The sequence below is a fragment of the Hirschia sp. genome (assembly GCF_058892565.1).
Genome location: NZ_JBZXVU010000003.1, coordinates 84,115 through 97,232 on the forward strand (window position 1 = coordinate 84,115; position 13,118 = coordinate 97,232).

Below are 13,118 nucleotides of genomic sequence, written 5' to 3' on the forward strand. Positions count from 1 at the left end.
AAAAACACTCATTCTGTAAGTTCGCCCATCATGCGCATCCCCAAAACTGGCGACAAATTGATAGCCAAACCCCCTATAGAATAAGGGAAACCAGCTTATTCCTGAATAACTCATCAAACACAATTCTCAATCCAAAGAGTATGAACAGAAATTCACATACATGACTTAAGGACAAAACGTCTCACTTCATGAAAAATCAGCAATACAGGGAAAAATTTCCGGAAAGTTCTTTTTGGGGAACGAAAAGCTCCGTTTTTTCCGTCAAATTTCCTAGCTTTTAGCTTTTCTGTTCGCGAATCATTGTTGAAAGACCCTCAAAACCACGCCCTAGAATAAGAAATTTAAACCAGTTTTATAATTAACAAAGACGCTTTAATGCCGCAAACATTACGCCTTATCTAATGTAATCTCCAGACACGCCACCAGACTTTTCCATTAGTTTGATTTCAGCCAAAACCATACTTTTATCTATCGCTTTTAGCATGTCATAAAGAGTCAAACAGGCCACACTTGCAGCAGTAAGCGCCTCCATTTCCACACCAGTTTTTCCTGTTGTGACAACTTCTGCCCGAACACCTAATCCGCCCCCCTCTTCCAAAGGCTCCACCTTAACGCTCACCTTTGAAATAGCTAAAGGATGACACATAGGAATAAGGTCGGATGTTTTCTTGGCTGCCATAATACCAGCAATTTCAGCTGTCGTTATGACATTACCTTTTTTGCCACCGCCCGATATTGCCGCCTTAAACGCGTCATCACCCATATAGAGAATACCGCTAGCAACTGCTGTTCGACGTGTCTCAGATTTTTCAGACACATCAACCATGAAAGCTCGCCCCTCCTCATCTATATGAGTCAGTTTTGGCGTTAATGCATCTTCGGCGCTCTTGGTCGAAGCCATCGCTATTTCTCCAACAAGCGCGGCATTAGCTCCACCATATTGCAAGGCCCATGGCGACTATCCAATTGCCAGCGGATTATCTTGTCCCAACCATCCTTGCATGCACCATTTGAACCGGGCAAAGCAAAGACAAATGTCGCATTCGCAACACCAGCACATGCGCGAGATTGAAGCGTTGAAAGACCAACACTTTGATAGCTCACCAAATGCCAGATAGTGTTGAAACCATCTATCTCTTTTTCAAAAAGTGGACGCAGCGCTTCAGGTGTTACATCTCGTCCGGTTAGCCCTGTTCCACCTGTCGTGATGACGGCATCTATTTCAGGGTCTTTAATCCAATCCCCAACCACATGCTCAATAATAGTTTGATTGTCCGTGACTATTTTCTTAGCGGCTAGATTATGCCCAGCCTCTTTGACACGCTCAACCAGAATATGCCCTGAAGTATCATTATCATCCGTTCGTGTGTCAGACACAGTTAGAATGGCAATATTGACCGGCTTAAACGGTCTGTCTTCATGGATACGTCCACCTGGCGCTGGGATCTCTGGAGTCTGCGACATACTAATTTCCTCTAATCACACCTGATATGTCTGACGTATTACGAGAAACACATCAATCATCGACAATAAAATATTGCTATCATTCTAAACTAGGTTTCACAGACAGTCAGGTATCATCGCTCAATATATTCATGATATGTGGTCCCATTGCAGAGCTATTTTTTAAAACAACACATACTCTGCTTAATCGTTCTGGTATTATTAACCACATCATGTGCTTATAGTCCTGCATTTGATAGGGAGCTTCATACATGAAGAGTAAAATTGCAATCGCAACAAGCTGTGTGCTGACCTTAGGACTTGGTGGCTGTATTTCATCAGCAATCGGCGTAGCCGGAAATGTCGTAGAAGGCACTGTAAAAGCCCCTTTTAAAGTGGCTGGTGCAGCTGTTGATCAGGTCACGACATCAGATGAAGAACAAATGAAAAAAGACTGGAAGAAGCAAAAAAAAGCAGAAAAGAAAAACAAGTAGCAGCTGCTTGTTTTCTGCATATATACACGCCAAGGCCCTTCGGGGCCTTTTTTATTGTCCAGAAAAATACCCAAAAACTGCCCACACGCCTTGGCCGGTTTCATCCCTGCATTATAAAAGCAAGCGCGATCCCCTCTTATCACAATATCATCACAAATATTGTAAATGCCTTCACAAATTCAGTTAATCAAAGCATACTTCCTGTAAGATACCGGTGAATACCAACTCTTTAAGGAGCATGACTATGAGACATTTTCTAATGAGTTTAATGGGAGCCACTTTGATAGGGCTCGCAAGCCAGTCAGCATCTGCTCAAGAAATACAGATCAGATATTCCGATGATGTTTTAGAAGAATTTTCTGAAACCTATGGCGACCGAGAAAAAGAGGTTCTGGAAAAGGCCCTGCGTGAGCGCCTCATGAAAACAATAGAAAAAGATGGTCTCAATATTTCTCGAATTGATCTTCTTATTGAGGATATAAGCCCTAACCATCCAACATTTGAACAAGTCAGCAACACCCCTGGCTTGGATCAATTTAGAAGTGTTTCTATTGGCGGCGCTAAATTGATAGGCACAAGTTATGATCTCAATGGAGAAATCATAACTGAATCAGAATCAAGGCTGTTTTCTAGCTCTATACGTGACGCTAGACATGGATCAACTTGGAGCGACGCAAAACGCGCCTTCACGGCCTTCTCCAGACGTCTCAGTAAAGACGTTCGCGCCAGTTAAGTAACTTTCATTTCGAACTGATTGAATCCGCCCGCTCTAAGTTAGGCGGATTTTTTTATGCACGCCCAAAAATACAACCATAAGTATAAATAAAGTGTTGATTAACCAATAATGCATGTTTAGGTTGTTTTTATCAACCCAAAAGGAATAGTGAAATGATCCACGTTGTTACAGGTGAAAACCAACATCTTTATGGACCGCAACTCGATGAAATGTTCCGTATGCGCCATGAATATTTCGTACAAGCAAAAGGCTGGGACGCCCTACAAAGTATCAATGGTAAAGAAACAGATGAATTTGACGATGGTGACGTCGTTTATCTTATCAATTTGGATTTTGATGGACGGGTTGCCTCTGCATACCGCCTCAATTCTTCAACTGGCCCCAACCTTCTTGCCGATAAACTCTCGAACTTTGTAGATGGCGAATTACCAAAACGAGAAGAGGTATGGGATTTAACACGCTGGATAATGGCGACACGATATCGCCGCTCAAAGGATTTTTCAAAAGCAATTCAAATTGCCCGCGAAACAATCATAGGTGTCCATGAATTTGCCGTATCGAGAGGTATTTCTCACCTAACAACCGTATGTGATCCATCCTTCGTGGAAAGAATGGCGCGCGTGGATATGCATTATTCACCTTTGGGGCCTCCAGTTGAATTTGATGAAGGCAAAGGGATTGCTCAGGCTTTACTCTTAGAAACGGGGCCAACAGCCTTAGCCAGAGCACGAGCAGCCACGGGCATTAGCCAAAAACAACTATTTGAAGTTCAGCCTAAGCCATTCTACCTCAGCCCAGATCAAATGGAGAATGAAGCCGCACAAGAATTAGCCGCCGCAAAAATGAAATTAATGTCGAAAGTGAATGCGCAAAAAATCGTTCAATCTCTTGCCGATGAAATGGCTCAAAGAGCAATAGCCAATCCAGCCGGTGCAATCGCTCTTATCCATTCATTTAATGAGATATTGCAATCGCGATTGCATGAACACTCAATTTCAGATTTCCAATCAATAGAAACACTGCAAATGCAAGCCAATAATGACGCTCCAGCGACAGATCTGTCGCAAAAAGCATCATAACTTAGACTCTCTGAATCGAGTCAAAAAAAGGCACCATATTTATGGTGCCTTTCTATCTTTTACGCCCAAAACTTATTCGGCTTTATCATCTTGATAATAGGCGACAACTTCACCCTGCAATTTCATTTGCATCGGGCGCCCTTTGCGGTCACGCGTATTAGGTAGGGACACTTTAATCCAATTCTCGGAAAGGCAGTATTCTTCGACATTGTTCTTTTCAACACCTTTAAACCGAATACCTACACCGCGCTGAATTATGTCTGCGTCAAAATATTCTGATGATGGATCCAGTGAAAGGCGATCTGGAGGTGTGTCAGTCATAGCAAAATCTCTTTATTCATAATCTCTATATGCCCCAAGCAAATCGGCGAGGCTGACGACTTCATAAAGCGCGCGGCATATAGGTGAGGCGATGAACCTCTTAATTATCGCCCAGCAATGATATTGCCCAGCGTTGAATTTGCTATGTCACCTGTTTTGCGTTTAGAGGCAAGCTTTTCTCAAACCTTACCGCTAAAATATAGGATACCCTAGGAAAAACGGTAGTTCGCAATCTCAGCGATTGTTTGATTAGACACATCTGCACCAGCCGCACTCCATGCTGCATAAGCATCATCTGATGCTTCACGCGGCAATGTATCACCCACAAGCTGCACGACACTGCGGTTAAATGCACCAAGCGATAAGCTGATATAAGTTTCATCCGCGACAACAGATTTGCGTGTGTTCACATTGCGGATCAAGCCATCCAAATACCCATGCACAACAATCACACCATTGACGCGCTCAACCTTAGACACAATGAAAAAACCGTTCGTGACATTGCTACCCGCCAACGTCCAAACCTGACCTTTTTTCGCACTTTGCGGTGTTTTGATAACAGGTGCGTTCTCAATATCGATAACCTGCACATTCGCATCTGCCGAACTAAAGCGTTCACTCATCACAAATGGGATAATCAGCATAACCGCCAACAAGGCGATAAAAATTATAGTACGTTTCATTTTAGCCCCTAATTCTTGTTTTACCGCCATGATTTGGCGTGTCTAACCAAACCACTGCATAAATCGGGCCATATTCGCGCTATTGGCGTATCATTCTGAAACTTCCCTTTTTAGCGTATATCTGTTAGTATATCTTTCATAAATCAGACCTCCCGAACGTTGCCGACAGAGCAAGACAGCGCCGCCCAGTGCGTGCGTCACGCCATCATCAACCACTGAAGGAAACATGACCAATGTCCATACCAACGCAAATCCAGTTAGACGGCCAAACCTACACAGGCTCTTACGAAGTTGACGGCCCTAATGTCACAGTCCGCTATCTCTCGCGCACCATGTCGCGCAGCATAGGCACAACACCGCCAGCCGTAGCTGCCAAAGGCCTGATGATCCAACTCGTCAAAATCGTGCAAGACCTAAAACACGCCAGCTAATTCAGCCAATATCTATAGCTGGCGCACACGAACACTTGCATGCCTCCCCCTTTCCAGCGTTGCCTCCCATTCTTCAGCGCTGGAATAGGGCGATATATCGCCGACCTCCGCACCATCATCCGCCGCTATCTCTTCAACCTCATCAGACGCATCAACGGCCACAGCCCCATATTCCCCCGCATCTAAATCTTGCCCGTCCAAGCCCTCCTTGGCGCGCGCCGCCTCAGCCCTCGCCCGCTCCTCCTCATCATCTAAATCGCCCATTGTGCACCCTTCATTCCTCGGCCCTGCAATCCTAAGCAACCGCCGTTCAATCACTTCGCGCATTTCTTCCAGACTCGGCCTGGTATCAACCTCTTCTTCTGCCTCAATGGTCGCTTTCCCATCCACGCGCGCCATCCCCAGCGCCAGACGCACAAAACGCTCCGCCAGACGCGCCTGCGCATCGGCCAGTTTCACCTCACCCATTAATTGATAGCGCGCCGCCAATTCCCCCGCCTTTTGCGCCGCCTGTTTCATATCGGTAATATCAAGGCTTTCCGGCAACGCCTCAGCTTGCGCTTTCAGCTCCGCCAAACGGTCCGGCTGATTGACCAATGCGCGATCCACACCCGAAGGCACACGCGCCAGCTCCGCCCTATATTTGATCAACCAATCGGGCGTGCCCGCATTCTCCAGCCCAGCCGCCTGCGCGTCTAAATCCTTGCGCCGCCAACCTTGCTCCACTTGCGCACGATGCAAAGTCGCCTTCGACACAGGCAAATCAGCCGCCAGCTGATCCAAAGTCTCCCCCGCCACATACCGCCCCCGCGCGTGTTCCAGCAATTGCTGCTTCTCATAAAATGTCAGTTGTGAATAATAGCTCATACATGCGAATATATGAGACTTGGGCAGGTGTGGGATTAGTTCTTTTGAATCCTGCTAATTCCTAAATCCTTACCAGCGTATTCTCGCAAACCCCGCGCATTCTCACACATTTTTTCCGCTCATTATTCCTTAATTCTTTACCCACTCATGCCCACAATTTTTCCGCTGATGCCCGCAATTTTCTCCGCTCATTCCCGCGAAGGCGGGAAACTCATCCACCCCACTCAGATTTCAACAAGATCCCTGCCTACGCAGGGAAGAACGGTTAAAGTAAATTATCAAAAGCCCCACCGTTTTCCCCGCGAAGGCGGGGAACCAGCACAATAAGCGCGCCAAAGGCGCTCATTATTTCCTTATCTAAATACCCGCCTAGTGGGTAAAGCCTCACAAGCGGAACCTTAGAAACAACATTTATTTCAAGGCTAAATCAACATCAGGCATCTCTACCAACCATACAGATAAATCACACAAAGCATTTTGCTTTTTCTTGCAAGACTTTCCCCAAACTTCGCCATGGTATGCATTTTCGTAACTTCCGTCCTGCACAGGTTCATACCCAACTTGAAATTCCAACTCCCTTACTTTTTGAACTCGCCAAAGAATTGCAGCAACCCAATGAGGAGTGATTACAAAACCTGCGGGGTCAATTCCATCTTCTTGTAACCACCACTCTAAATCGACAGACATTTCATTTTTTGAAGACTTGAAAGCCATTGAAGACAATCGGTAGGTGCCGTCTGCTCGCTGCACTTTCCAGTGCTCAGGAACGCGCCTTATAACATTTTGACAACCTGCTATCTCGGGATGATCGTGAGGAATAATCTTCCCATCACCATCTTTAAGCGGCGTTTCTGTCGGCGGCACTCTGGGCTCCCAGTATCTTCTTCAACCAATCAGAGACGATTGCAAAATTATTAGTTAAATCTAGCTCGCCTTCTTCTTCAGCTGAATTATTTACTTCGAACCAAGCTTTTACGAGATTAGGTTTCAATATATGCAATTCAATAGAGCCTCCAACTAGGTGCCACTCTATTTGCAAATCTCCATTTGTTCCTGGAACAAACTGAGGAGTAGGTGAGCCTTTATCACACACAGCTCCAAGAACATTCATCGCAAAATTAGCATTCCGAAACGAAACACCCTGTGCAACTCCTCCATCCCATCCATTTGGCAAGCTTATCAAGCGCTCCAATCTATTTTCACTTTCAGCCACCCAACCTCCGTTTACAGAATTCACAACTCGGCCTGAAAAAACTGATGAAGAGATAATATTATCGCTTTTTTCGGCGCTTATTCCACCGATTTCTGAAAAACTCATACTCTATATCTTCCCCCAAAATTTATGCGCATCACTATTTGTAATATCAGCAAATGTTTTAACGATTTCTAATCTTCCAGTTTGAATAAACTCCAAAACACCATCTTTAGTAGGTGCTTTTGGAGCCCCACGTACAGATAAGTTCAATATTAGCATTCGTTCTTTATCCTTAAACCCAGACTTTACATCAACTACGATCCGCCCAAAGGGTTCTCCATTTTCATTTCTAAGAATTTGACTCAATGACAAACTAATATCGTCATACTCCCATTTTTGAGCCGGAAGAATATTTATCCAATAAGAAGGCGCTGTGCAACCATCGTTATTTTCTAGTGAAATGTGATTAATATAACTAACATCAGCCTGTGTATAATACATTGGAGTACCATACTCGCTCATGTAAAAATCATCTAAAAATTCTAATTCTTTCGAATACTTTTCTATCATATACTCAAATCTAGGGTACTCAGTATCTTTATGCTCGATCTTTCTCCAATTATGAATTAAGCGGTCAGACTGATACTGGAGTAAGTCATTTTCATTCTTTCCAACAAACCAATATCTCGGCTGAGGGTGCTTGTTTCCAAACTGAAATTTAAACGACGCATTTTCAGGCTTACCGAATGTTTCAAAAGAAGGAGGTAACTCAGGCTTTTCATGAACCTCTGGATATTCTTCTTTAAAAATGCTCCAAACTTTAAAAGCATCAATTCCGCGGTAAGACGGAACTGGCTCATATTGAACTCCAACAACAACCTCATTTAGAGGTGGCCTCAAAAAGTCAGGAAGTCCTTTCGGACGTTTGTTTATCATGTTGGTTTGCACAATCTTCAATACCTTAGAATCACGATTATATTATCTTATCGCTAAGTTGAATAGGATAAAATAATGCAAAACATGTTATGAGTTTTGATTTACCCTCACGCCTTGCGCGCTTTTCTAAACGCCAATCGACCGCGCTAAGATACCATTCATCTAAAAATCCTCAATTCTGCTACCCACCAGCTCAATCTTTTCAAATCATACAGAATCAGTTCCCCAGACTAATCCCCAGCTCCTGTTCCCGCAGCTTCTTCACCTCATCGCGCAGGCGGGCGGCGGTTTCAAATTCGAGATTGGCGGCGGCTTCGCGCATTTCTTTTTCCAAAGAGGCGATGACGCCGGCCAGATTGTGGCCTTTGCCGCCGGGTGCCATGCTGGCGACGCCGGCCTTACTTTCCTGCACGCCTTTGGCTGAGCGTTTATTCGGGTCGCGGCCATTGGGCACAAGATCAGATGCCGCGTTTTTCTTGCCGCCAATATCTTCCATAATATCTTCGACCGCGCGCACCACTGTTTTGGGCGTGATGCCATGTTTTTCATTATGCGCACGCTGGATATCGCGGCGGCGAGTGGTCTCGCTCATGGCGCGTTCCATAGAGCCAGTCACCTTGTCCGCATATAGAATAACGCGCGCCTCTGAATTTCGCGCGGCGCGCCCAATCGTCTGCACGAGCGAGGTTTCTGAACGCAGAAAGCCCTCCTTGTCGGCATCGAGTATCCCGACAAACGCACATTCGGGGATATCCAACCCCTCCCGCAACAGGTTTATACCTATCAGGCAGTCAAACACGCCAAGGCGCAGATCGCGGATGATTTCAATGCGCTCCACCGTGTCGATGTCAGAGTGCATGTAGCGCACTTTGACGCCCTGCTCGTGCATATAATCTGTGAGGTCTTCAGACATCTTCTTTGTCAGTGTCGTCACCAAACTTCTAAATCCACGCTGGGTTGTGTTTTTGACCTCGGCGATCACATCGTCCACCTGATTGGCGCCGTCCTTGGACACGGGACGCACCTCCACAGGCGGATCAATCAAGCCTGTCGGGCGGATAATTTGCTCAGTAAACACGCCTTGTGTTTGCTCCAGCTCCCATTTGCCGGGAGTGGCCGACACATGCACAGTTTGCGGGCGCATGGCCTCCCATTCCTCGAATTTGAGGGGGCGGTTATCCTTACAACTGGGCAAGCGGAAACCAAATTCCGCAAGCGTGTTTTTGCGGCTGCGGTCGCCCTTATACATCGCCCCAATCTGGGGAATGGTTTGGTGGCTCTCATCGACAAAAACCAGTGCATTATCTGGTAGATACTCGAAAAATGTCGGGGGTGGTTCCCCCGGTTTACGGCCCGAAAGATAGCGCGAATAATTTTCAATGCCGGCACACGAACCCGTCGCCACCATCATTTCCATATCGAACTCTGTGCGCTGTTGAATCCGCTGCGCTTCGAGCAATTTACCTTCGGCTTCAAACCGCGCCACAGTCTGCTTCATTTCCTCCTTTATGTGCTTAACAGCCTGATTCAAAGTTGGCCGAGGTGTCACATGGTGGGAGTTCGCATAGACTTTGATTTTGCCCAGCGGCTTGGATTTTTTTCCCGTCAGCGGATCAAACTCCACTATGGTTTCAATCTCATCGCCGAAAAAACTGATTTTCCAAGCCCGATCCTCCTGGTGGGCAGGCCAGATATCGAGCACATCCCCTTTGATGCGGAATGTCCCCCGCCCAAACGCCACATCATTGCGTGTGTATTGCAGCGCCACCAAATCCTGCGCAATATCTCTGGGGTCTCTGGTCTGCGCCTCTTCCAGCACAAATGTCATCGCGGAATAAGTTTCCACCGACCCAATACCGTAAATACACGACACTGACGCCACAATGATCACATCGTCGCGCTCCAAAACCGCCCGCGTCGCCGCATGTCGCATCCGGTCGATGGCTTCGTTTATCGAACTTTCTTTTTCAATATAAGTATCGGTCCGCGGAACATACGCTTCAGGCATGTAATAGTCATAATAGGATACAAAATACTCAACCGAATTATTGGGAAAAAAATTCTTGAATTCCGCATACAATTGAGCCGCAAGCGTCTTGTTATGCGCAAGTATGAGAGCAGGCCGCTGTGTGCGTTCAATCACTTGCGCCATCGTGTAAGTTTTACCGGAGCCAGTCACACCCAGAAGGACTTGGTCTTTTTCATCTGTCTCAACACCGGTCACAAGTTCTTTTATCGCTTCGGGCTGATCTCCTGCAGGTTCATACTCGGATTTAAGCTCAAAAAGCTTCCCACCTTCAGACTTTTCCCATTGGCGTTCAGGACGGTGCGGTTTCCATACAGACGGATGTAACAACTCTTCTGCACCTTCATATAGAAATGCAGACGCAGGCGCCTCTGAAACAGATTTGGACGATTTGGGAGTTTTCGGTGTCTTATTCATTTCAACAATATGATGCGGACAGCAAGCTGAGTGAAGCCCCAAAAATCAATTGTTTTATATGATTTGGCCAAATCTTGTCAGCAGTATACAATCACAAGAACTAAAATTAGGCCGCTTCTTGCTTGAGCAAGTGAATGCGACCCTTTTCATGCAGTTCATCAGGAATTGTTGAGCGGTTTTCAGCTGTCTCATCTTTACGCGGTAAATACCGCCCGGGAATCGGACGAGAGAATAAAAAGCCCTGCATGTAGTCACAACCTTCTGCTTTGAGCAGATCTACATGTGTTTGGTTTTCAATACCTTCTGCAGTCGTTTTCATCCCAAGATCACGAGCCAATCCCATAACGGCTCTAATTATGGCTCGACAATCATCGCGAGTTTCCATTTCCGTTACAAAACACTTATCAATCTTAATTTTATCAAATGGGAAAGCTCGGAGATAATTTAGAGAAGAGAATCCTGTTCCAAAATCATCAAGCGCAATTTTAACACCCAGATCACGCAGCACATGAAGTGTCTTGATATTCACCTCAGATTCTTCCAACAAAACAGATTCTGTGATCTCGAATTCCACACGTGCTGGATCCATAGCGTTATTTGCTAGAGCACTGATAACCGTGGAAATCAGTGATGGATTTTTCATCTGCGTCGGAGAAAGATTAATTGCGACTGAAATATTCTCGGGCCAGGTCGCAGCTTCGGCGATTGCCGTTCTAATGATCCATTCCCCCAGAGGTACTATCAGTCCTGTGTCTTCCGCAATCTCGATAAATTCCGTTGGTAGTAAAACATCATTTTCCCCTCGACGCCAACGCAACAAACTCTCGTATCCTTTGATTGTTCCGCTTCTAACATCCATTAAGGGCTGATAATGCATTTCCAGCTCGTTTTCTTGCAGAGCACGGCGTAGGCCAATCTCTAACTGTGTACGACGTTTTGCATCCAAATCCATTTTGGGCTCAAACATACGGTTACAACCACGCCCATCTTGTTTGGCTGCATATAGTGCTAAATCGGCATGCTGCATTATTTCTTTGCTTGTCTCTCCATCTCGTGGTGCGAACGACGTTCCAACACTACCGGAAACAGGCAGAACGCTTCCCATCAACGAAACAGGCTCAAGAAGCGCATCAGTAATCATATCCGAGGTAAGCATTGCCTCTTCAGCATCATTACACCCCATCTGAAGCACCATAAATTCATCTCCGCCAAGGCGGCCAACTACATCACCATCAGAAATACTCATGGACAATCTATGAGCTACAATTTTTAGAAGTGAGTCCCCAGCAGGATGCCCCATTGTATCATTCACAGTTTTAAAATTATCCAGATCAATACAATGAAGTGCAAAGGGTTTTCCTTGCGTATGCATACGCTCAACCGCTTTTTCCAATTCAGTAGAAAAATTTGCTCTATTATGCACACCTGTAAGCGCATCAAAGTGCGCCATATATGCTATTTTCTTTTCAGCAGTTCTCTCCTGAGTCACATCAGAACACACGCCTCGGTAGCCAGTAAATTCACCTTCGCAATTTCTTTTTGGGGATGCACTTATCGACCACCACCGCAGCTCACCTTCTATACGAATGGGTACGACGAAATCTCTAAATGACCTTTGATTTAAAAACAGCTCTTGTAATTGCTCTTTGGAATCTTCTTCAAAAAAATGAAGGAAACACTCAGAATTTAGGACTTCAGCAGGACGTTTAACGGCTTCAGCAAACCGTTGAGAAACACGCCCTAGTAACATGTTTTCATCGGTATCCCACAACCAATCAGATGACTGACTTTCAAAATCATGCAGAAGCAAGGAAATAACTTCCTTGGATTCCGAAACGGCATTTCTATCCAGTCTTTGCAACACAAAATTTCGAAAGGTCCACGCAGCATAACGTTGCATAACAACCATAAATATCAAAAATAACGGCACAATTACCAGAAAAGCGACATCCCCGCTCAAAGCTGCTCCAGCGCCGAAACCAGCCAAAATGCCAAGCATGAATACCAAAGATGCAACCGGTAAAACAGCAAGCACAAATGAACCCATACTGAGCATGCCAACCGCAACAGCCCCAACAAGGGCTAAATTGGTTTGATCATGCATGATCAAAACCGCAATTAACAGTCCCCATACAGAACCAATACCGGCAGCCCAAAATCCAATCTTTTTAAACTTTTGTGAGGTATGAAAATTTTTGTCAGGCTGCTGTATAGACAACTGCCAAGATCGGATCATCACATACGCTAGGACCCCTGCAGAATAGGCCCAAGAAAACATTATTGGACCCAGACTACTATTGTGATGCAAAATTGATAAAAATGCCCCAGTCGCAGTTAGCCCAAAAGCAGCAACAGGTGCCATTCCAAGGAATGCACGATATTGTTCAGCCTGAATCCATGCTTTTTTCTCTTCTGGAATTTCAACTTTTCCCAGAAAAAAAGACGTAAAACTAAACTGTTGCATTCATGCACACCCAGCAATCTATAACT

General features: G+C 45.4%; 14 protein-coding genes. 4 read left to right on the forward strand and 10 right to left on the reverse strand.

Annotated features, from left to right (window positions below; translation table 11 throughout):
- Nucleotides 1–394: 394 nt before the first annotated feature.
- Together moaC and moaB are read right to left on the reverse strand one after the other, a co-directional pair.
- Entirely contained in the window at nucleotides 395–901 is a 507-nt protein-coding gene (gene moaC / locus AC5EF3_RS01070; protein WP_493546701.1) for a cyclic pyranopterin monophosphate synthase MoaC, read from the reverse strand.
- Nucleotides 902–903: 2 nt separating this feature from the next.
- Entirely contained in the window at nucleotides 904–1,464 is a 561-nt protein-coding gene (gene moaB, locus AC5EF3_RS01075; protein ID WP_015827658.1) for a molybdenum cofactor biosynthesis protein B, read from the reverse strand.
- A 251-nt stretch (nucleotides 1,465–1,715) separates the two neighbouring features.
- Between moaB and AC5EF3_RS01080 the strand changes: the two genes are divergently transcribed.
- From AC5EF3_RS01080 to AC5EF3_RS01090, 3 genes are all read left to right on the forward strand, one after another.
- Nucleotides 1,716–1,937: a hypothetical protein gene (locus AC5EF3_RS01080; protein WP_015827659.1), complete on the forward strand. Its 222-nt coding sequence runs from the start codon at nucleotides 1,716–1,718 to the stop codon at nucleotides 1,935–1,937.
- Between the two features lie 244 nt (nucleotides 1,938–2,181).
- Nucleotides 2,182–2,670 (forward strand): hypothetical protein, encoded by a 489-nt coding sequence (locus AC5EF3_RS01085; RefSeq protein ID WP_493546702.1) that lies wholly within the window; start codon nucleotides 2,182–2,184, stop codon nucleotides 2,668–2,670.
- A gap of 155 nt (nucleotides 2,671–2,825) precedes the next feature.
- The gene (locus AC5EF3_RS01090; RefSeq protein WP_493546703.1) at nucleotides 2,826–3,752 is read left to right on the forward strand and encodes an acyl-homoserine-lactone synthase; all 927 of its coding nucleotides are present in this window, start codon (nucleotides 2,826–2,828) and stop codon (nucleotides 3,750–3,752) included.
- Nucleotides 3,753–3,824: 72 nt separating this feature from the next.
- Here the strand turns inward: AC5EF3_RS01090 and AC5EF3_RS01095 are convergent, their stop codons facing one another.
- Entirely contained in the window at nucleotides 3,825–4,073 is a 249-nt protein-coding gene (locus AC5EF3_RS01095; protein ID WP_015827662.1) for a DUF3297 family protein, read from the reverse strand.
- 209 nt (nucleotides 4,074–4,282) lie between these two features.
- Entirely contained in the window at nucleotides 4,283–4,756 is a 474-nt protein-coding gene (locus AC5EF3_RS01100) for a hypothetical protein (protein ID WP_149037392.1), read from the reverse strand.
- Nucleotides 4,757–4,989: 233 nt separating this feature from the next.
- Between AC5EF3_RS01100 and AC5EF3_RS01105 the strand changes: the two genes are divergently transcribed.
- A complete protein-coding gene (locus AC5EF3_RS01105; RefSeq protein WP_015827665.1) occupies nucleotides 4,990–5,187 on the forward strand; it encodes a hypothetical protein in 198 nt (65 codons plus the stop codon).
- Nucleotides 5,188–5,199: 12 nt separating this feature from the next.
- Here AC5EF3_RS01105 and AC5EF3_RS01110 read toward each other — a convergent pair whose 3' ends face one another.
- The 6 genes from AC5EF3_RS01110 to AC5EF3_RS01135 all read right to left on the reverse strand — a co-directional run bounded on the left by AC5EF3_RS01110 (nucleotide 5,200) and on the right by AC5EF3_RS01135 (nucleotide 13,092).
- Nucleotides 5,200–5,985: a hypothetical protein gene (locus tag AC5EF3_RS01110; protein ID WP_493546704.1), complete on the reverse strand. Its 786-nt coding sequence runs from the start codon at nucleotides 5,983–5,985 to the stop codon at nucleotides 5,200–5,202.
- A 480-nt stretch (nucleotides 5,986–6,465) separates the two neighbouring features.
- A complete protein-coding gene (locus AC5EF3_RS01115) occupies nucleotides 6,466–6,918 on the reverse strand; it encodes a hypothetical protein (RefSeq protein ID WP_493546705.1) in 453 nt (150 codons plus the stop codon).
- Nucleotides 6,893–7,372: a hypothetical protein gene (locus tag AC5EF3_RS01120; RefSeq protein WP_493546706.1), complete on the reverse strand. Its 480-nt coding sequence runs from the start codon at nucleotides 7,370–7,372 to the stop codon at nucleotides 6,893–6,895. The genes AC5EF3_RS01115 and AC5EF3_RS01120 overlap by 26 nt, the downstream gene beginning before the upstream one ends.
- 3 nt (nucleotides 7,373–7,375) lie before the next feature.
- Nucleotides 7,376–8,185 carry a TIGR04255 family protein gene (locus tag AC5EF3_RS01125; RefSeq protein ID WP_493546707.1) on the reverse strand — a complete coding sequence of 270 codons (810 nt, stop codon included), beginning with the start codon at nucleotides 8,183–8,185 and terminating at the stop codon, nucleotides 7,376–7,378.
- 217 nt (nucleotides 8,186–8,402) lie between these two features.
- Nucleotides 8,403–10,628: an excinuclease ABC subunit UvrB gene (uvrB, locus tag AC5EF3_RS01130; protein ID WP_493546708.1), complete on the reverse strand. Its 2,226-nt coding sequence runs from the start codon at nucleotides 10,626–10,628 to the stop codon at nucleotides 8,403–8,405.
- A gap of 106 nt (nucleotides 10,629–10,734) precedes the next feature.
- Nucleotides 10,735–13,092, reverse strand: coding sequence for a putative bifunctional diguanylate cyclase/phosphodiesterase (locus AC5EF3_RS01135; RefSeq protein WP_493546709.1), 2,358 nt, complete (start codon nucleotides 13,090–13,092; stop codon nucleotides 10,735–10,737).
- Nucleotides 13,093–13,118 lie beyond the last annotated feature (26 nt).